The organism is Olsenella uli (assembly GCF_901212675.1).
GTDB lineage: Bacteria > Actinomycetota > Coriobacteriia > Coriobacteriales > Atopobiaceae > Parolsenella > Parolsenella uli_B.
In genome coordinates this window covers 53,766-73,575 of record NZ_CAAKOQ010000060.1, presented here as the reverse complement: position 1 = coordinate 73,575, position 19,810 = coordinate 53,766, and the positions used below count along the sequence as shown (strand labels likewise).

The window sequence follows — 19,810 nt, the reverse complement described above, 5'->3', positions numbered from 1 at the left end:
GCACGGGCGCCCGCCCGCGCCGCGTGGCCTGGTGCCGCGTCCCGGCCGCCGTCAGCTCGACGGCCGCGCCTACCAGCTGGGACAGGGCCGCGGCCGGGGCCTGAGCGGCGTCGGCACGGGGCGGGGCGGCCTGCTCGGCACCGCGCTTCCCGTCTCACCTCGCTCGCTCGTCACCCTTGCCGGCGGCGTCTGCGCCCTCGTGCTCGTCTCGCTCGTGGTGCGCTGTGCCCTTCTGCCCGGGCCCGGGCGCGCCTACAACGGCAGCGGCGGCATGGAGGGCCTGTTGCTCTTCTCGGATGACGAGGACGCCGTTTTTGCCGCGTCGCTGCTGCTTCCCGACGAGCTCACGCCCATCCTGCCCGGCTCGCCCACGATCAGCGGCACCACCGCGAGCGGCGGCTCAGTCCTCCAGGAGCTCACCGACGCCACCCACGCCATCGAGCAGGCGGGCTTTGCGGTCGGCTACGCGATGCTCGACCTCTCGACCGGCGTCTCGGTGAGCTACAACGCCGACGCGCAGTTCTACTCGGCGAGCTCGATCAAGGGGCCCTACGTCACGAGCGTCGTGCGCTACGAGCTGGGCGACAGTGCCCAGTCGAGCGAGGGCAGCCGCATCTCGGCCATCATCGAGAGCTCGGACAACGCCGCCTACTCCAACATGCGCGACGCCTATGGCAACTCGTCGTTCGCCGCGCTGGTGGACGCCTCGGGCGCGGCCCAGATGCCAAGCCACGGGGCCACGAGCGCCGTGGCCAAGGCGGCGGCCGCGCAAAGCGGCGCGAGCATCGCCGACAACAAGTACGAGTTCTTCACGCCCAACCAGATGCTCGCCCTCTGGCAGCAGTGCTACGAGTTTCTGAGCTCGGGTAAGCCGGGTGCCTCGTGGCTTGCCAGCGTCTTCGAGACGCCGGAGACCTCGGCCATCCGCGTGACGGCCGGGACCCTGGGAACCACCTGGTCAAAGGCCGGCTGGTATCCCGCGGGAGACGCCGGCTTTGGCACCACCGTCGATGCCGGCGTGGTGCGCACCTCCACCGGAGACGTGCTGGTGAGCGTGATGACCACCGAGCCGGAGAACTTCGCCGCCATCGAGAGCGTGCTGAGCCCCCTGCTCGCCCTGCGGTCGACGCTGGCGTAGCTGCGTCGGCGCGACTCGGCCCAACACCCCCCCCGACACAAAATGCGGCCCACAGGCACCTTCGCCTGCGGGCCGCACTCCTTACCCAACCGCCGTGCCCCAGCCTAGAACTCGCCGATGAAGCGGACCTCCGGCTCGAGGTGGACGCCAAACTGGCGCTGGACCTCGTCCTGGACGTGGGCGATGACGGCGCGGACGTCGGCCGCCGTGGCGCCGCCCAGGTTCACGACGAAGCCGGCGTGCTTGGTGGAGACGGCCGCCCCGCCCGAGCGATAGCCCTTGAGCCCCGCATCGGTGATAAGCTTGCCGGCAAAGTGGCCCTCGGGCCGCTTGAACGTGGAGCCGGCGCTCGGCAGCTCGAGCGGCTGCTTGGCCTGGCGACGCTCGGTGAGGTCGGCCATCTTGGCGCAGATGTCCCACTTGTCGCCCGGCGCGAGCGCAAACGTGGCCGAGAGCACCACGAGCCCCTGCGTGCGCACGCGGCTCGTGCGATAGCCCAGGTCGAGGTCCTCGACGGGCAGCTCGAAGACGTCGCCCTCCTGGCCAAGCAGCGTGGCGCTGGCCAGCACGTCGGCGATGCAACCGTCGTAGGCACCGGCGTTCATGAAGACCGCGCCACCCACGCTGCCGGGGATGCCGCAGGCAAACTCCAGGCCCGTGAGCCCGTGCTCCTCCGCCGCGCGCGAGACGTCGGCGATGGCCGCGCCCGGCTGGCAGGTGATGCGCGTGCCCGAGACCTCAATGTCGTCGAGGCCCGCGGGGCAGGCCACCATCACGCCGCGAAAGCCGCCGTCGCCCACGAGCAGGTCCGAGCCCAAGCCCAGGACGAAGTAGGGCGCGTCGTCCTCGCGGCAGGCGCGGATGACGTGGATGAGCTGGGCCATCGTCTGCGGCTCGACGTAGAGGTCGGCGGGGCCACCCACCTTGAACGTGGTGTGGGCGCTCATCGGCTCGTTGGCACGGACGTGCTCGGCGCCCACGAGCTGCTCGAAGAGCCTCTTGTCGATAGGGTTCTGCCCGCTATTCACTGACGCGCTACCTCCCATAGCCTATGCTGGACATGCAATCAACGAGAAACCTTACACCAGAGCGGGCAGAGCGCCACCATCGCCACAAACCCAACGGCTGCCAGCGCCAGCAGGGGCATGGCCTCAAGCGGGTTTGCCACGAGAGCGGCCCACGCGCCGTCGCCGGGATAGCACGCCTGCGGAGCCATCCGCAGGGGGTCCAGGAGGCGAAGCGGCCCCAACGCCTCCCCGCCCTGGGCCTGCGCCAGCAACGAGCCGCAGGCGAGGAGCCCACCCGCGACCAGGGACGGCACCCAGCGCCGCTCTCCCCACGCAACTGCCGTTGAGACCAGGGCGATGACCAGCGTAGACATGGCCAAGGCCAAGAAGCACCAGGCAACGGACGCTCCCACGGAGATGACACGGGCACCTTCGGCACTCACAAGGGCCACGGGGTACGCAAGGCTCCCGACGCCGTTGCGCAAGGCGACAAGCGCCGCAGCTCCCCACCCCAGAGCCACGACGAGCAGCCCAGACACCCAGGCCAACCCGGCGTCGACGACGAGCGCGACGCGCGGGCTCACGGGCGACTGTGCTAGCAGCCTCCCTCCCGAGCGGTCGCGCCCCAGCACACAAGCCATGACGAGCGCGGGCAGGCACCACGCGAGGCCCGGCAGCAGCGACGGAACCGAGGCCAGTCGAAAGAGGGCCGGTTGCCTCGACGCACACGCGTAGATTGGCCATTCGCCCTCGCCCAGCGCGCGCGTGAGCCCAAGCTCCGCACGCACGCTCGTCTCGGGCCCCACGCCGCCCGTGCCGAACGGGCACAGCCCGGACTCGCCCATGCGCACGGCCAGCTCGGCGGCCTTGGCGGCATCCTCGACAAACGGCTTCCAGTCTCCCGTGAGGCCCGGCCTTGCCTGCTCGAGCGCCACAAGCGATGCCTCGTAGGAGAAAAGCAGACTCGCACCCTCCCCGTCCTGTGCCCGCACCTCGTCTCGCTCCATGGCCTGGGACAACGCACCCCGGCGGCGGCCGTAGAGCGACGGGCCAAAGCCCGTCTCGGCCGGAATGAGACTGGAGACGACGCACGCGACAAGGACCAGCAGGAGCATGCCCATCGTGATGCGGCTCCGCACCAGCATGCCTGTGCGCACCCGCAGATAGGCCCCCACTCCCATGGCTAGGGCCTCGGGAACCGACGGCCGCGGGGACGCGCGTCTCCCAAGACCTCGCCCTGCGGGCGCGCGTGCGCAGACGTTGTCGCGCTCCCATAGAGCTCGTTGTAGGTCGCAAGCGAGCCCGCCCCACCCGCAGGGAGCTCAACGAGCTTTCCGCCGCGCATGAAGACGACGCTGTCACAGACGCGGTCCACGTTGTCGAGGACGTGCGAGCTCATGAGGATGCCCGCCCCGTGTGCGGCCACCTTGCGCACGAGCCCCGAGTTTCGTTGCACGTTGGTGGGGTCAAGCGCGTTCATGGGCTCGTCCAGCAGAAGGAACCGCGCCTTCGTCATGTATGCGATGGCCAGGGTGAGCTGCTGCCTCATGCCCTGGGAGAGCTTGCTGGCCGGGCGGCCAAGCCATGCGTCGATGCCGCAGCGGCGTGCCACGTCATCCACGGAGTAGGGCGAGCCCCAGAGGCGCTTCGTTGCCTCGAGGTGAAAGCGCGCCGAGACGTCCGGATAGAGCAGCGTTCCCTCGCCGGGCGCGTAGAACACCGCACGGCGAAAGGCGCGCTCGTCACCGGGTCGCACCCCGCCGACCTCCAGTATCCCCGAGCAGCCGCGCATATGTGCCCCGGCAAGAAGGCGCAGGAGCGTCGTCTTTCCCCACCCGTTGGGCGCCACGAGGCCAACCACCTTGCCGGGTTCGAGCGCAAGCGAGGCGCCGTCGAGCAGAACGCGCCCGCCACGCCTCGCTTTTACGTCAGTCGCACGCAACATGGGCGCCGCCTTTGGTCAGGGACTTGCGAGCCCACAGGCTCGGACGACGGAGATGACGCACGAGAAGGGCAATCAACGAGCATGCGAGCACCGTGGCGCCAAGCGCCAGAACCGCGCGGGGCGGCGTCGCGCCATGGATGACACTCTCGACAGCCCCGGAACTGTCATTGATGGAGAGGAACTCCCGCGAAAGGTCTCCCGTCTCGGCCGGCACGCCGGCCACGCGCCGGAGGTTAAGATAGGTCTGGGGAAGCCAGGCCAGGGTCGCGCCGCCTGCCCTGGCCTGAAGGCCATACGCCGGCAGGAGCGGCACGAGGCAGAACAGCGCCCCGACAATCGCCCCAAGGGGCGGTGAGTCGAACGCAAGGCTCACAAGCTCGGAGACCGCTGCCACAACAAGCGCCATGAGCACGAGAATCACCAGCTGCGAGGCGAGAATGCCTCCCAGGGTCGTCTCGATGAGGGCGTCGTCGCGCACGAGGGTGACGGGATAGAGCAGGGAGCCGAGGCCGTTGCGAATCCCAGCCACTAGCACGGCCGGCACACAGGCGGCAAGCGCGAAAGCAGGCAAGACGAGCGCGGCAGCCGCAAGCCGCAGCGCCAGGGAGACGATGGCGCCCGTAGGTGCCTGGCCCACAAGCCTCCGCCAACCGCAGAGCCTCGCAAGCCGCCAGGCAACCAGCACCGCCGGGACGCACCACAAGAGGCAGGCATTGCTGTGGAGAAGCCCCTGCGGAGCAAGCAGCACCAGGGGCAGCGAGTGGAAGCGCGCGTCCAGCTGGCCACTCGACTGGAAGGCAACAGCGCCCGCGAGATAGACGAATGCGGGAGTCTCGCCGGGAAGCGTCCACCACAGCCGCTCTTCTCGGCCGTGGGCCTTGCCGAATTCCGCGAGTCGGCGATAGCGCCTCGCGTTTGTCTGGGCATCGAGGGCGGAGTCATAGCCGGTGGAGTATTTGGGCGCGAGGGACCCATCCTCGTAGCACGAGGCCTTCGCCTCGTAGTAGCTCGCAAGGACGTCGTAGCGCTCCGCCTCGCCGGCGGCACCGTCCAGTCTGTCGGCGATGCTGTTCAGGCGCCGGTAGGCATCAGCCTCGCGCTTGCCCCGAAGCCCCGAGTCGTCCGCCACCGCCTGGCGGGTGTTGAATCGCTCGCCGCCCTCGAACAGCGCGACGGGGTCCGCCTGTGATGCGGAGCTTATGGTCTCCTCGCCTGGGACGATAACGGCAGAAGCCACCATGAGCAGCGCAAAGACCACCAGCAACGCCCCAAGGGCCTTGCTGCGAAGAGCATATCTCAGGCACGTTTCCAAGTAGGCACCCATGGGCCTCCAATTGCCCGTGGACCTCGTAGAGCCTAAACGGGAACGAGCCGGTGCTGCCAAAACAGCCACATCGGCTCGATTAACCTTATATCGCCCGTACACTTTATAGCATATATTAGTAATGTACTTTAACTTATGAGTTTTAGTCTGCTCCGGTTACCGGTAAACCCCAAATAAGCTACCTGTTTTAGGTTACAATGAATAATTGTATAAAAAATACTAACATTAGTTCGCCTACCCCGAGCACCGCTACATCACCTCTCGATATCAAACTCCTCATCATGGTATGAGCAGGGTATCTATAGCTTGATTTCACAGCCCGCTCCTCACTTGGACCAGGGCCCGCTCAGCCGTCGCTCAGGTTTCTCCGCGAGGCATGGAGCTTTGGTGCGTGTCCCGTCTGCGTCCCGTGACCGCATGCCCTCCCAAACTACACGTTGCCAACAAATTCCCTGCTAGTCAGCCTCGCTCTCCCGCCGTTCGCCCACGAGGCAAGGTCTCGCTCAGCCTTCTTGCGCTATCCTGTTCGAACGAGCGCTGCCGACAAGCAACCGCAACTCACCTGGAGCAAACATGTCGCGAAGCACGTTCCGCCCCAAGAGGGGCGTCTTTTCATATATGTTCGGCGAGGGCAGCGCCCCCGCTTCCACCGATGCCGGCGCCCCCTCTCCCGCCGCCGGCCGAGACGAGGCCGTCCGGGCCATCTCGAACCCCGCCTCCGGCCCCGTCATGACGCGCCGCGCCGCGCTCAAGGCCATGCTCGGCGTCACCGTCCTGGGTGCCGCCGCGCTCGGCAACCCGCTTCGCTCGCTCGCCGCCGAGGCCACGCAGGAGACGCTCGACGCGCTCGACGCCGCGCAGCAGGCCTACAACGACGCGCAGGCCAAGCTCGGCGAGATCTCTGACCAGTACGTCCAGCTCAACCAGCAGCTCAACGACACCGTCACCAAGATCGAGACGGTGCAGGGCCAGATCGACGACAAGCAGAAGGAGATCGAGGCCAAGCAGGCCGAGCTGGACGACAAGCAGGACCAGCTGAGCCGCCGCCTCTCCGCAAGCTACAAGACCGGCTCGTCCGACTTCCTGTCGGTGCTGTTCAACTCGGCAACCTTCGAGGAGCTCACGAGCAACCTCACCTACATGGGCAAGATCAACGCCAGCGACGAGCAGCTCATCGCCGACGTCAAGCAGGCCAAGGCCGACCTCGACCAGCAGAAGTCCGAGCTCGAGGACCAGAAGAGCGAGCTGGAGCAGCTCAAGGAGGAGCAAACCCAGCAGCTCGCCGCCGTCCAGGCCAAGCAGGACGAGGCCACCGCGCTCGTCGACAGCCTGTCGCAGGACGTGAAGGACCTCATCGCCAAGCGCGACCAGGAGATCCTTGCCGCCGCGGAGGAGGAGCGCCGCCAGGCCGAGGCCGCAGCTGCTGCGGCAGCCGCCGCGAAGGCAGCCCAGCAGGCCGCGCAGTCGAGCGGCGGCGGTGGCGGCGGGGTCACCGGCAGCCTCTCGGGCGCTAGCGCGAGCACCAAGGGCTCGGCCATCGTGAGCGCCTGCGGACGCGTGGGCTCGCCGGGCGTGGGCCTCTGCGCCATGTGGGTGAGCCGCGTCTACAACGCCGCTGGCCTGGGCTATCCCGGTGGAAACGCCAACAACATGTACTGGAACTTCTGCACGAGCTCCAACAAGGGCGACCTGCAGCCGGGCATGATCGTGGCCGTCTCCACCTACGCCGGCGGCTCGAGCGCCGGGCGCACCTATGGCCACGTGGGCATCTACGTGGGCAACGGCACCGTGATGGACAACGTGGGCTACATCCGCACCATCGGGCTCGACTCGTGGATCAGCTCGTACGGCAACATCGTCACCCCGCGCTGGGGCTGGGCGGCGTAGGGTTGCTACGTGGCTAGGGTTGCTGCCCGCGTGGTCGAGGCCCGCGCACACGGGCTCGCCCACGCGGGCTCGCCCGAATCGGCGTATGTCTCGCGGGGCGCCGCGATGGCACGCTCCTCTCAAAGAATGTGCAACTTGGGCAGTTGTTGGGCCAATCTCGACCCGGCAACTGCCCTTTTTGCACGCTCCTTGTTCGGGGGGGGGCTGGTGCGGGAGGAGTTGGTGCGAGAGGGGTTGGCGCGGGAGGAGCCGGCGCGCGGCCCGACACGCAGAAGCGCCTGCACGCGGGAGCGCCCGACACGCAGAAGCGCCCGTACGCGGGATCGGCCGTCGCGCAGAAGCACCCGCACGCGGGATCGGCCGGCGCGCGGGCGGGGTAGGCGTGCAGGGGCAGGTAGACGAGCGTGCCCAGACAGCCATTCTTGGACCCCAAAAGGCCACGAAACGGCCGTCCAGGCACGTTCTTCTCGGAGGGACCGCCGCAGCACGCGGTCGCGGGAGGGCGCGCGATATACTATTGTCTCGCATAACCCTCATACGGCGAAGGGACACCCATGTCAGAAGCGATTGAGCCCACGAACACCTGCGTGCTCGTGACGGGCGGTGCCGGCTTCATCGGAAGCCACACCGTCATCGAGCTGCTTCAGTCAGGCTACGAGGTCGTGGTGGTCGACGACCTGTCCAACGCGAGCGTCGTGGCGCTCGACCGCGTGCGCCAGATCGTGGGTGACGAGGCCGCGAGCCGCCTCACCTTCTACGAGGACAACGTGCTCGACCGCGACGCACTCGACCGCATCTTCGACGAGCATCCCATTGACCGCGTGATCCACTTCGCCGGCTTCAAGGCCGTGGGCGAGTCAGTCAAGAAGCCCGTCGAGTACTACCACAACAACATCGAGAGCACGCTCACGCTCGTGGACGTCATGCGCAACCACGGCTGCAAGTCCATCATCTTCTCGAGCTCCAGCACCGTCTACGGCGACCCGGACAAGCTGCCGCTCACCGAGGAGAGCCCCAAGAAGGCCTGCACCAACCCCTACGGCTGGACCAAGTGGATGATCGAGCAGATCCTCACCGACCTCCACACGGCCGACCCCGAGTGGGACGTCGTGCTGCTCCGCTACTTCAATCCCATCGGCGCGCACCCGTCGGGACTCATCGGCGAGGACCCCAAGGGCATCCCCAACAACCTCGTGCCCTACGTGGCGCAGGTGGCCGTGGGCAAGCTCAAGGCTGTACAGGTCTTTGGCGACGACTACCCCACCCCCGACGGCACCGGCGTGCGTGACTACATCCACGTGGTCGACCTCGCCAAGGGCCACGTGGCGGCACTTGCCTGGATGAACGGCAAGAGCGGCGTGGAGGTCTTCAACCTGGGCACGGGCAAGGGCACGAGCGTGCTCGAGGTCATCCGCGCCTTCTCGAAGGCCTGCAGCAAGGAGCTGCCCTACGTCATTAAGCCGAGGCGCGGGGGCGACATCGCCGCCAACTGGTGCGACGCGTCCAAGGCCGAGCGCCTTATGGGCTGGAAGGCCCAGTACGACATCGACGACATGTGCCGCGACTCCTGGAACTGGCAGAGCCACAACCCCAACGGCTTCGAGGGCTAGGCGAGCCGACCGGTCGTGACGCGTGGAGGCAGCATGACGTTTATGGACTACCTGCGCGAGCGGCTGCCGCTCGTCGAGGACGCGCTTGCCCGTGCGGCGGCGCGCCCGATGACGGATGGCACCGTCTCCGCCGACCTCGAGCGCTACCTCTACGCGCCACTCGCGCACTTCACCTCTGGCGGGGGCAAGCGCGTGCGGCCGGTGCTGGCGCTGCTCGGTGCCGAGGCCGTGGGCGGCAGGCCCGAGGACGCCCTCTCGGCGGGCATCGCCATCGAGCTCTTCCAGAGCGCGGCGCTCGTCCACGACGACATCGCCGACGAGAGCGAGCTGCGCCGGGGCGAGCCGTGCCTCTACAAGACCGAGGGCGTGGGACTGGCCACCAACATGGGCGACCTCGCGCTCACGCAGGTCTTCGAGGTGGTCCTCGCCGACGAGGGGCTTGACCCGGCGCGGCGCCTCGCCGTGCTCTCCGAGCTCGTGCGCATGGAACGCCACACGCTCGAGGGCCAGGCGCTCGACCTGGGCTGGGCGCGCGACGGGCGCTGGGACGTCACCTGCGACGACTACGTCTACATGGTCACGAGCAAGACGGCCTGGTACTCCGCGGCGCTGCCGCTCTACATCGGCGCGATTGCCGGGGGTGCCGGCAAGGATGACGCGGAGGGCCTCGTCGACCTGGGGCTTCATGCGGGCGTCGCCTTCCAGATTCAGGACGACCTGCTGAACCTCGTGGGCAACGCGGCCGCGCAGGGCAAGGACTTCAGGAGCGACGTCACCGAGGGCAAGCGCACGCTCGCCGTGGTGTGGGCCCTCGAGCACCTGGGCGAGGCCGAGCGCGGCGAGCTCGTGGCGCTCCTCGAGTCCGGTACCACTGACGAGGGGCGGCTCGCGAGGACCGTCGAGCTCATCGAGGCCGGGGGCGGCATCGCTCGCTGCCGGGAGGTCGCCTCGCGGGAGGCCATCGCGGCCAAGGAGCGCGCCGCCGAGCTCGAGCGGCAGGGGCTCGTCTCGCCCGAGGCCCACGAGCTGCTCGACTCGATGGCGGACTTCTTCGTCCAGCGCGACCACTAGGCCGGGCCGCGCGGCCCACTCGCCCACCACGACCCCTCGGTCGCGGGCCGATGTGGGGCATACTACTACGGTGTTGGGCAACAGACGAAATGGGTGCCACATATGGATCCGATTCACGAGGGCATGCAGGGCGCGATGGTCGAGGACGTGCAGGATCGCCTCGCGTCCTTGGGCTACGAGATTGAAGAGCACGAGCGCGCGGAGCAGAGCTTTGGCAACTCCACCGCAAACGCCGTCGCGCGCTTTCGCGTGGAGCATGGCCTCTCGGTGAGCACCGAGATTGACATGAGCGCGTGGTCGGTGCTCGTCGACGAGTGCTACCAGATGGGTGACCGCACGCTCTACCTGCGCCTTCCCAACTTCCATGGCAACGACGTGCGCTGCCTGCAGAAGGCCCTCAACGTGCTGGGCTTCTCCTGCGGCGAGCCGGACGGCTACTACGGGCCGCACACCGAGGCCGCGGTGAAGCTCTTCCAGGAGAATGTGGGCATGCTGGCCGACGGCATTGCCTTCTCCGACACCTTCGACGCGCTCGAGCGCCTGCGCCACGTGTGGGCCGGCAAGCCCGCTGCGGGTCCGCACCCCGAGGGTGCCATGGGCTTTGCCCGCGCCGCGCTCGTGCTCGACGAGGCGCAGGTCTCGCTCACGGCCGAGGATCCCATCTCGAGAAACGTCGCCGGCCGCATCTGGAACATCGCGAGCGCCACCTCGGAGAAGACGGGGCTGCATCTCGTGGACTCCATCGACGACGCGAGCAAGGACGACCGCGCTGTGCTCGTGCTGGCCGTAACGCCGCGCCCGGCCGTGTCCAACGTGGCCAACGTGTCCATGGGCGAGGGCGAGGACTTGGCGCTGCGCCTGCGCACGGCGCTCGAGAGCTCGCGGCACAAGCCGCCCGTGGTGCGCATCGAACTGCCCAACGGTGCGGCCTACGACGGCACCTTCACCACCAATGACGCGCAGATGCTCGCCGTGACCCTGCTCGACGCCCTCTGTGGCGCGCTAGGGTAAGGGGTTGTAGGGGCTGCCCGAGGGCTGGCCGGTAGCTTCCCATCCTGCAAGCACATTCTTCTCGAACGCAAAACGCTACGCTCGCGCCCTCATCCGACGCGAGCGTAGCGTTTTTGGACAGCGGGGCTGCCCGGCGAGCACCCGCCATCGCGAGTGGAGCGTTTTCGGACAAGGAGCTCTTCGCCAACTGGGGTTTTGCAGCGCCGCTTGTCCGAAACTGCAACAGTCACGGATTTGAAGTTACCGAGTGGAGCGTTTCTGGACAGGAGGCCTCTCGCCAACTGGGGTTTTGTCGGAGGGTTTGTCCGAAAACGCTACAGTGGCGAGAGGCCTTGGGGCTTGGTGGCGGGGGACCCGCAGCGGGGCGTACGGGTCCAGCCAACTGGTCGGTCCCCTACCCGATCTGGCGCATGAGCGCGGGGAGCTCCTCGAAGTTGCGGATCACGGCGTCGGCGCCGGCCTCGCGAAAGACCCGCTCCGCGCGGGCGCAGGCATCCTCGCGGGCATCCTCGTCAAGCGCGGCGTACTCGTCCTCGGAGAGGCCCATGACGGAGCTGCCCTCCACGACGCCCACGGAGAACACGCCCGCGGCCACGCCCTCCTTGATGTCGGACACGGTGTCGCCCGCCTTGGCCACGTGGAGGACGTCGTCCACGGCAAGCGCCTCCATGTTGCGGAAGACCATGAACGGCCAAGGACGGCCTTTGCCACCCACGGCGTCCGGCGTGATCCAGAAGTCGGGGCTGTTGCCCTGCTCGGCGGCGCAGGGAACCACGACGTCCATCATCTTGTCGTTGTAGCCGGTGGTCGAGCCGATACGCACGCCCAGGTCGCGCAGCTGGGCCACGGCATCGAGCACGTAGGGCACACGGAGGGCAGGGCACAGGGCACACGGGGCACACGCGCGGCACGAGGATTGGTACAACGAGGGCAGGACTGGGGGAGGCCCGCCGAGGGCCAGGCGACGGAGGTGCGCATGAGGACGGCAATCGTGTACTACACGCTCGAGGGTCACGTCGAGAAGGTCTGCAGGGCCGTCGCCGAGCGGCTGGGGGCGACGCTCGTCGAGCTGCGCTGCACGCAGCCCCATGCCATGCGCGTCATTTCTCCGCACGCGACCCCGCGTCGCATGCGGCTCACTCCCCTCTTTGTGCATCTCGGCACACCCACAACCTCATGTCCGCGGACTCCCCCATACTGATGCCAGCAGACAGAGGGAGGCCAGATGGACGTCACCATACGAGAGCAGGACGGGCGCCGGGCCATCGCCGTGGAGGTGCTGAGCCCACCGGGAGACCAGCGGGCGCGGGCGCTCGCCCGGCGTATCGAGCGGCTTGACGGCCGCATCTATGGCTACGCGAGCCCCGGCAGCCCCGAGCGCACCGTCGTCTCGCTCGCAAACGTGCTGCTTTTCGAGGTGGCCTCGCAGCGCGTGGCCATCGTCTTGCGAGACGGCCGCGAGCTTGAGTCTCCCCTGCGCCTCTTTCGACTCGAGGAGGAGCTCGAGGGCACCGAGTTCGTGCGGGTGTCTCGCCAGGTGATCGTGAACTTCGACTGCGTGCGGGGCATCCGGCCCGAGGTGGGCGCGAGGCTCATCCTCGAGCTCGAGGGCGGTCGGCTCGAGATGGTCACGCGGGCCTACGCCCCAACCATTCGCAAAAAGCTTGGCATGGAGAGGTGAGCGGCATGAAGACGCACGAGTGTGTGACGACTGGGCGGCGCGGGCTTCTGGCGGCGGCGGACGAGATCCCGATGAACGCCCTCACTATGGGGCTGTCCGTGGGATGCGGCATCGCGGTGGCCATGGCGCTGCCGTTTGCGATCGGCGACCTTGCCGCGGGGACGCAGCTGCTCGACGCGCGGGTCATCCTCGGCTGCATCGTCACGGGTCTGGGGACGGGCCTTCTCCAGCAGGTCTTCTTCAACCCCCGCGTGCTGGGCCCCGGGCTCGCCTACCCCAGTAGGACGGCGCTGTTTGGCCTCTGCGACCTCGTGGTTCTCGTCGGCAGCGCATGGTTTGGCAACTGGGTTCCCAAGGACATGCCGCAGGCCTGGGCGGTCTTCGTCGTCGCCTACCTAGCCATCCTCGCCGTGCTCACGCTGGCCCTCGGCAAGGCCTACAGCGCCCAGGAGGACGGGTACGCCAAGCGCCTCGCCGCCTACCGCCGCGAGCACGAATCGGAGAACCGCTAGGGACCAGGCCCGCACAGAGGCTTGAGCGGCCGCCCGCGCCGTGGCCGGGCGGCTCCGCCCGCCGTCGGTACAACAAAACGCGTACGGTTACGTGAATCGCGCACGCCACAACCTGAGAAGCGGCAATGGTCACGTACTCCTTCGAGAGGACGTTCACCCAGGACCAGGTCCAGACCCTGTTCGCGTCGGTGGGCTGGGTGTCCGCCGAGTACCCGTCGCGGCTGCACAAGGCGCTGATGGGGTCGTCGGCCGTGGTCACGGCGTGGGACGGGCCGCGCCTTGTCGTCCTCGCCCGCGCGCTCGACGACGGCGAGCTCGTGGCGTACCTGCACTACGTCCTCGTCGACCCCGCCTACCGGGGCCGGGGCATCGCGAGCGGCCTCATCGCACGGATGAAGGAGCGCTACCGCAACTACCTCTACCTCGAGGTCATGCCCCGAGAAGAGCAAGAACGCCCCCTTCTTCGAGCGCCAGGGCTTCACCCTCATGCAAGACGGCGTCGCGATGCAGATCTGCAACTTCTCGGACAAGCGCTAGGCCAGCGCGGCGATTGAGCCGCGCTGCCTAACGTTGACGGCAACCATGCGCCTGGCGCGTGGCGCGCTAGGCGAGGTGCGCCACGACCTGGTCGCCCATGGCGGCGGTGCCGAGGACATGGTCCGCCGGCGTGGCGCCGTCGGCGATGTCGGCGGTGCGCCAGCCCTCCTCGAGCACGGCCTCGATGGCGGCGTGGATGCCATCGGCCGCCTCGCCCATGTCGAGGCTATGACGCAGCATCATCTCGACGGACATGATCTGCGCGAGCGGGTTGGCGATGCCCTGGCCCGCGATGTCGGGCGCGGAGCCGTGACTGGGCTCGTAGAGCGCCACGCCGTCCCCGAGCGACGCCGAGGCCAGCATGCCAAGCGAGCCCGTGATCTGCGCCGCCTCGTCGGAGAGGATGTCGCCGAACATGTTCTCCGTCACGACGACGTCGAAGAACGCCGGGCGGTTGATGAGCTGCATGGCCGTGTTGTCCACGAGCATGTCATCGAGCGTGACGTCGGGGTAGTCGGCGTCGTGGACGCGGTGGACCACCTCACGCCACATGCGGGAGGTGTCGAGCACGTTGGCCTTGTCGACGCTCGTGACGTGGCCCCGGCGGCGGCGCGCGGCCTCGAAGGCCTGGCGCGCGATGCGCTCCACCTCGAACTCGCGGTACTCGAGCGTGTCCACGGCGCGCTGGCCGAGGGCGCCGTTCGCGCCGGCGCCGGGCTCGTCGAAGAAGCGGTGGCGCTCGCCAAAGTAGAGACCGCCCGTGAGCTCGCGCACGATCACGAGGTCGACGCCGTCGATGACCTCCGGGCGCAGCGTGGAGGCCCCGGCGAGCGGCTTGAAGATCTGCACCGGACGCAGGTTGGTGTAGAGTCCAAGCTCCTTGCGGATGGCGAGAAGGCCCTGTTCGGGACGGGGCTTGGAGCTGTCCGTCGTGTCCCACTTGGGGCCGCCGACGGAGGCGAGCAGCACGGCGTCACTCGCGCGGGCGGCATCGAGGGTGGCGGCCGGCAGAGGCTCGCCCGTGGCGTCGATGGCGGCCCCGCCGATGGGGGCATCGGTGCACTCGAACGTCACGCCTGCGCGCTCGCCCACCGCACGCAGCACCTTCTTGCCCTCGGCGATGATCTCGGGCCCGATGCCGTCTCCCGGCAGGCAGCAGATCTTGTAGGTGGTCATCTAGTGTCTCCTTGTCTCAGGTCCCTAATCTCAGCGTACATGTGAAGGTTGTCGGGGCATATGGCACAGTTTCTGCCTCTGGACAGGCGTCGGCGGGCAAGCCGTCGTCCCCGGACCACTGCCACCTGGCGGGCCGTCATCCCCGGGCCACTGCCATCTGGCGGGCCGTTGCCCCTGTCCGCTTCCATCTGGCGGGCCGTTGCCCCTGTCCGCTTCCATCTGGCGGGCCGTTGCCCCCATCCGCTTCCATCTGGCGGGCCGTTGCCCCTGTCTCGCCACCCCCCCCTCTGCAAAACTATCGAGTTTGCTGCAGTTCATGGGCGAAGCCGAGAGTAGCTGACGAACGCGAAACAAAACTACCTGCGGTTTTGCGACGGCCAATCGCCCGTCTACTCGACGAGTCCCGCTTGGACTGCAGCAAACTCGATGGTTTTGCTCGCCGCGCGCCAATCAATCGCGTGCGAGCCCCGGAAGCGGCTCGACGCCCGCCCAAGCGGCCGCCGGCCCGTCCCCGCCGAACGTGCATAAAACCGAGAAAAAGGGGCCGAAACTCGCCAATAAACTCGGTTAAGCGCACGTTCGGCGGGAAAGAGGGCTGCCAAGCGCATGCGGGCCGGGAAGGGCTGCCAAGCGCGTGCGGACCGGGAAGGGCTGCGAAGCGCGCGCGGGCCGGGAAGAGCGGCGCAAGCGACTGCAACCCGGGGCAGGCGACGCCTTCGCTACTTCGTGACGGCAAGCTTGGCCTTGGTGCGGGCCACGAGGCCGCCGGCCTCGATGATCTCGGCAATGAATGGCGGAAAGGGCTCGGCGGTGAACGTCTCGCCTGTGCGCCCGTTGGTGATGGTACCGGCCTCGGTGTCGACGGCAACCGTGTCACCTGCGGCAATGGCATCCACGGCCTCGGAGCACTCGAGGATGGGCAGGCCCACGTTGATGCTGTTGCGATAGAAGATGCGCGCGAAGCTCTTGGCGATGACGCACGAGACGCCCGCCGCCTTGAGCGCCACCGGCGCATGCTCGCGCGAGGAGCCGCAGCCGAAGTTCTCCTCGGCCACGACGATGTCGCCGGGCTGCACCGTCGTGGCAAACGTGGGGTCGATATCCTCCATCGCATGCGCCGCCAGGTGCTCATGGTCCGACGAGTTCAGATAGCGCGCCGGGATGATGACATCCGTATCCACATCCCGCCCATACCGAAACACCCTGCCCTCAAAGTGCATAAGACTCCCCTTTCGAAGCCCGATAAGAAGACCCAACAACCAACAAGAAGCCCCAGTCTGAGCAGGCCCATCGGCTCGCCTCACGTACCAGCAGCCCCACCGCAGGCACATCGCGCCGCCAACCCTCGAGTGCCGAGGACAAACGCCAGCCGGCCCTGTCTCCTCCCGGCGAGTTCTGAGCCGTGCCCTTGGCGGCTCAGCCGTCTGAGCCGGGAGGAGACAGGCCCGGCCCCAGCCGAGAGGCTACGACAGGTCGCTCGGCAGCGCGATGTGCCCCGCCACGGCAGACGCGGCAGCAACGGCCGGGCTCGCCAGGTAGACCTCGCTCGTGACGTCCCCCATTCGGCCCACGAAGTTGCGGTTCGTCGTCGACACGCACCGCTCACCCGCGGCCAGGATGCCCATGTAGCCACCCAGGCACGGCCCGCACGTGGGCGTGGAGAAGACGCAACCAGCGTCGATGAACTCGTCGGCCAGGCCCTCGTGCATGCACTGCTTGAAGACCCGCTGCGTGGCCGGGATCACGATGCAGCGTACGCCCTCGGCCACACGACGCCCGCGCAGCACGGCCGCCGCCGCGCGCATGTCCTCGATGCGGCCGTTGGTACACGAGCCGATGACCGCCTGGTCGATGGTGATGTGGCGGCTCTCCTCCACCGGGTGCGTGTTGCTGGGGAGGTGCGGCCAGGCAACACACGGCTTGATGTCGGCGGCGTCGATCTTGTAGACGCGCACGTACTCGGCATCCGGGTCGGCGTGGTACTCCACCGGCGGACGCTCGCCGCGATCCCGCGTCCAGGCACGCGTCACGTCGTCCGCTTCGATGATGCCGGCCTTGCCGCCTGCCTCGATGGCCATGTTGCACATCGTCATGCGGCCCTCCATGGAGAGACCCTCGATGGCCGAGCCGGCGAACTCCATCGCCTGGTAGAGCGCACCGTCCACGCCAATCATGCCGATGATGTGCAGGATGACGTCCTTGCCCGTAGCGCCCTCGGGCAGCTCGCCTTCCACCTCGAAGCGCAGCGTCTGCGGCACCTTGAACCAGGCGCGGCCCGTGGCGAGGCCCACGCCCGCGTCGGTGGATCCCACGCCCGTGGAGAAGGCCCCGAGCGCGCCGTAGGTGCAGGTGTGCGAGTCGGCGCCGATCACGAGGTCGCCGGGGACGACGGTGCCCGTCTCGGGGAGCAGCGCGTGCTCGATGCCGGCGCAGCCCTGCTCCCAGTAGTGGGTGATGTGCTGCTCGTGGGCGAAGTCGCGCATCTTCTTGGTCTGCTCGGCGCTCTTGATGTCCTTGTTGGGCGCGTAGTGGTCGGGCACGAGGCACACGCGGTCGGGATCGAAGACGCGCTCGGCCCCCAGCTCGCGAAAGACGTCGATGGCGATGGGCGCGGTGATGTCGTTAGCGAGCACGAGGTCGAGGTCGCACTCCACGAGCTGCCCCGCCCGCACCTCGTCCAGCCCCGCATGCGCCGCCAAGATCTTCTCCGCCATGGTCATGGGTCTTGTCATTTCGAACGCCTCTCCAGTCTGCGGGGCCCGACTCCCCGGGGCCCACCGCCAAAATGTGACAAATCATACGGAAGGAATAAGCAGTCCGCAGCTCCGACCAAGGGCTCTCCGGCCCCGCGAGACCTTACTTCCCGCTCTTCGCGCGGGCCGTCTGGATCATGCGGTTGATCGCATTCACGTAGGCCTTCGCACTCGACACGATGATGTCGTTGTCCGCCCCGCGCCCGGTGAACACGTTGCCGTCCTCGGCCGCCACGCGAACCGTGACCTCGCCGATGGCGTCGATGCCGCGCGAGATGGCCTTGACCGAGAACTCCGCCAGGTCGCCGTGCACCGCCACGACCTTGTCGATGGCCTTGTACGCCGCATCGACCGGGCCGGAGCCCGTGGCGCACACCACGTGCGTGGCGCCCACCTCGTCGGTGATGGTGGCCGTGGCCGTGGGCACCAGCGGGTCGCCGCAGCTCACCTGCAGCGCGTCGAGCGTGTAGACGGCCGTGACCTCGCGCTGGCGCTCCTGGACCATGCTCTCCAGGTCCTCGTCGTAGACCTCCTTCTTCTGGTCTGCGATTTCGAGGAAGCGCTGGTACATGCCCTCGAACTCCTCATCGTTGAAGGTGTAGCCCAGCTCGGCCATGCGATGGCGCAGGGCCGCGTGGCCCGAGCGCGCCGAGAGGATGATCTGCGAGGTGCCGGCGCCCACATCGGCCGGGTCGATGATCTCATAGGTGTCGCGCGCCTTGAGCACGCCGTCCTGGTGGATGCCCGAGCTGTGCGCGAAGGCGTTGGCGCCCACGATGGCCTTGTTTGGCTGCACGTTGATGCCGGTGATACTGCTCACGAGCTTGCTCGCGTGCGTGAGCTCCCTGGTGACGATGTCGGTGTGGGCGTCCAGCTCATCGCCGTGCATCTTGATGGCCATGACGACCTCCTCGAGCGCGGTGTTGCCGGCGCGCTCGCCCAGGCCATTGATGGTGCACTCGATCTGCGTGGCGCCCGCCTTGACGCTCTCGAGCGCCAGCGCCGTGGCCATGCCCAGGTCGTTGTGGGTGTGCACGGAGATGGTGACGTCCTCGATGCCGTCCACGCGCTCGCGCAGGTCAGAGATGCGCGCGGCGAAGTCCCACGGCATGTTGTAGCCGGTGGTGTCGGGGATGTTGACCACGGTGGCACCCGCCTTGACGGCCGCCTCCACGATGCGCACGAGGAAGTCCTGGTCGGCACGGCCGGCGTCCTCGGCGTAGAACTCCACGTCGTCCACGTAGGAGCGGGCGCGGCGCACGGCGTGGACCGCGCGCTCGATGGCCTCATCCTCACTCATGTGGAGCTTCTCGCGCAGATGCGAGGGCGAGACGCCCAGGCCGGTGTGGATGCGCGGGCGCTTGGCCGTCTTCAGCGCCTCGGCCGCCACGTCGATGTCCTTGTCGACGGCGCGGGTGAGGCCGCAGACGGTGCAGGCGTCGTCGGCGATCTTGCCAATCTCGGAGACGGACTTGAAGTCGCCCGGGCTGGAGATGGGAAAGCCCGCCTCGATGACGTCGACGTTCATGCGCACGAGCTGGCGCGCGATGACGAGCTTCTCCTCGGTGTTCATGCTGGCGCCGGGGCTCTGCTCGCCGTCGCGCAGGGTGGTGTCGAAGATGTGGATCTTGCGGGTCATGGCTTCCTCCTGGTTGGGTGCGCGGATGCGCGTTGCTTGGCGGTCTGGCAAGAGAGCGAGCTGCCCGAGCAGGAGAACGAGGGAGACTGGCACAAGAGGCCAAGATAGAGAAAGACACCCGTCGCGACTGCCTGCCGAGCAGGCGGATACGCGCGGGTGTCCTACGAGACGATGGAGCGGTAAGACGGATGGACCCTAGCGCGTACCCCCGGTACGTAGCGCTAGGCCTAGGAGCTGCATGTCAGAAGCGATGCGAGCCATCGGCTTGGTCCTCTCGTCAACAGTGGGTATGAGTCTAGCCGCCCGCGGCCGCCGGTGCAACCCACTATCCCAACCCGAGCGAGAAATCCGGGGAGGAGTCCCGGGGAGCATCCGAACGGGGGTCAGCCTGGGAGACGTCGAGGGGCGCCGGGGCGGCGCCCCCGGCGCCCCACTTCAGTCTCGCAAGGCACCCCAGGCACCCCTCCCCCAACGTCGAGTCGTCAATTTACGACTTGGTGGTCACGAAGGCCGATTTAC

At 68.0% G+C, this 19,810-nt stretch carries 18 protein-coding genes; 9 read left to right on the top strand and 9 right to left on the bottom strand.

Annotation, left to right across the window (positions count from 1 at the left end; all coding sequences use genetic code 11):
* On the top strand, positions 1-1,138 hold a 1,138-nt coding region (locus tag EFAMC1_RS10605; RefSeq protein ID WP_222838716.1), incomplete at its 5' end, for a serine hydrolase.
* Between the two features lie 104 nt (positions 1,139-1,242).
* On the opposite strand, the gene murB is transcribed toward EFAMC1_RS10605, so the two are convergent.
* From murB to EFAMC1_RS10585, 4 genes are read right to left on the bottom strand one after another with little or no spacing between them, the layout of a single operon-like run.
* On the bottom strand, positions 1,243-2,166 hold the full coding sequence (murB, locus tag EFAMC1_RS10600; RefSeq protein ID WP_261981879.1) for a UDP-N-acetylmuramate dehydrogenase: 924 nt from the start codon (positions 2,164-2,166) through the stop codon (positions 1,243-1,245).
* A gap of 38 nt (positions 2,167-2,204) precedes the next feature.
* On the bottom strand, positions 2,205-3,326 hold the full coding sequence (locus EFAMC1_RS10595) for a hypothetical protein (RefSeq protein ID WP_154054233.1): 1,122 nt from the start codon (positions 3,324-3,326) through the stop codon (positions 2,205-2,207).
* A 2-nt stretch (positions 3,327-3,328) separates the two neighbouring features.
* Positions 3,329-4,090, bottom strand: coding sequence for an ATP-binding cassette domain-containing protein (locus EFAMC1_RS10590; protein WP_154054232.1), 762 nt, complete (start codon positions 4,088-4,090; stop codon positions 3,329-3,331).
* Positions 4,074-5,414: a hypothetical protein gene (locus tag EFAMC1_RS10585; RefSeq protein WP_154054231.1), complete on the bottom strand. Its 1,341-nt coding sequence runs from the start codon at positions 5,412-5,414 to the stop codon at positions 4,074-4,076. The genes EFAMC1_RS10590 and EFAMC1_RS10585 overlap by 17 nt, the downstream gene beginning before the upstream one ends.
* A 573-nt stretch (positions 5,415-5,987) precedes the next feature.
* Between EFAMC1_RS10585 and EFAMC1_RS10580 the strand changes: the two genes are divergently transcribed.
* From EFAMC1_RS10580 to EFAMC1_RS10565, 4 genes are all read left to right on the top strand, one after another.
* Positions 5,988-7,301, top strand: a complete 1,314-nt coding sequence (locus EFAMC1_RS10580) for a coiled-coil domain-containing protein (RefSeq protein ID WP_222838715.1) — start codon at positions 5,988-5,990, stop codon at positions 7,299-7,301.
* Positions 7,302-7,855: 554 nt separating this feature from the next.
* On the top strand, positions 7,856-8,911 hold the full coding sequence (gene galE, locus EFAMC1_RS10575; RefSeq protein ID WP_154054230.1) for a UDP-glucose 4-epimerase GalE: 1,056 nt from the start codon (positions 7,856-7,858) through the stop codon (positions 8,909-8,911).
* Positions 8,912-8,944: 33 nt separating this feature from the next.
* Positions 8,945-9,982: a polyprenyl synthetase family protein gene (locus tag EFAMC1_RS10570; protein ID WP_154054229.1), complete on the top strand. Its 1,038-nt coding sequence runs from the start codon at positions 8,945-8,947 to the stop codon at positions 9,980-9,982.
* Positions 9,983-10,084: 102 nt separating this feature from the next.
* Positions 10,085-10,993, top strand: a complete 909-nt coding sequence (locus EFAMC1_RS10565; RefSeq protein ID WP_154054228.1) for a peptidoglycan-binding domain-containing protein — start codon at positions 10,085-10,087, stop codon at positions 10,991-10,993.
* Positions 10,994-11,387: 394 nt separating this feature from the next.
* On the opposite strand, the gene EFAMC1_RS10560 is transcribed toward EFAMC1_RS10565, so the two are convergent.
* On the bottom strand, positions 11,388-11,840 hold the full coding sequence (locus EFAMC1_RS10560; RefSeq protein ID WP_154054227.1) for a hypothetical protein: 453 nt from the start codon (positions 11,838-11,840) through the stop codon (positions 11,388-11,390).
* A gap of 129 nt (positions 11,841-11,969) precedes the next feature.
* Between EFAMC1_RS10560 and EFAMC1_RS10555 the strand changes: the two genes are divergently transcribed.
* The 4 genes from EFAMC1_RS10555 (at position 11,970) to EFAMC1_RS10540 (ending at position 13,740) form a co-directional block, all read left to right on the top strand.
* On the top strand, positions 11,970-12,194 hold the full coding sequence (locus EFAMC1_RS10555; RefSeq protein ID WP_154054226.1) for a flavodoxin family protein: 225 nt from the start codon (positions 11,970-11,972) through the stop codon (positions 12,192-12,194).
* Positions 12,195-12,218: 24 nt separating this feature from the next.
* Positions 12,219-12,674 carry a LytTR family DNA-binding domain-containing protein gene (locus EFAMC1_RS10550; RefSeq protein ID WP_154054225.1) on the top strand — a complete coding sequence of 152 codons (456 nt, stop codon included), beginning with the start codon at positions 12,219-12,221 and terminating at the stop codon, positions 12,672-12,674.
* A gap of 5 nt (positions 12,675-12,679) precedes the next feature.
* On the top strand, positions 12,680-13,186 hold the full coding sequence (locus EFAMC1_RS10545) for a DUF3021 domain-containing protein (protein WP_154054224.1): 507 nt from the start codon (positions 12,680-12,682) through the stop codon (positions 13,184-13,186).
* A gap of 125 nt (positions 13,187-13,311) precedes the next feature.
* A complete protein-coding gene (locus EFAMC1_RS10540; RefSeq protein ID WP_222838714.1) occupies positions 13,312-13,740 on the top strand; it encodes a GNAT family N-acetyltransferase in 429 nt (142 codons plus the stop codon).
* A 49-nt stretch (positions 13,741-13,789) separates the two neighbouring features.
* Here the strand turns inward: EFAMC1_RS10540 and leuB are convergent, their stop codons facing one another.
* From leuB to EFAMC1_RS10520, 4 genes are all read right to left on the bottom strand, one after another.
* Positions 13,790-14,899: a 3-isopropylmalate dehydrogenase gene (leuB, locus tag EFAMC1_RS10535; protein ID WP_154054223.1), complete on the bottom strand. Its 1,110-nt coding sequence runs from the start codon at positions 14,897-14,899 to the stop codon at positions 13,790-13,792.
* A gap of 719 nt (positions 14,900-15,618) precedes the next feature.
* Complete coding sequence (locus EFAMC1_RS10530; protein ID WP_154054222.1) at positions 15,619-16,119, bottom strand: 3-isopropylmalate dehydratase small subunit; 501 nt, start codon at positions 16,117-16,119, stop codon at positions 15,619-15,621.
* 243 nt (positions 16,120-16,362) lie between these two features.
* The gene (leuC, locus tag EFAMC1_RS10525) at positions 16,363-17,631 is read right to left on the bottom strand and encodes a 3-isopropylmalate dehydratase large subunit (protein ID WP_187324669.1); all 1,269 of its coding nucleotides are present in this window, start codon (positions 17,629-17,631) and stop codon (positions 16,363-16,365) included.
* 124 nt (positions 17,632-17,755) lie between these two features.
* Complete coding sequence (locus tag EFAMC1_RS10520) at positions 17,756-19,291, bottom strand: 2-isopropylmalate synthase (RefSeq protein WP_154054221.1); 1,536 nt, start codon at positions 19,289-19,291, stop codon at positions 17,756-17,758.
* Positions 19,292-19,810 lie beyond the last annotated feature (519 nt).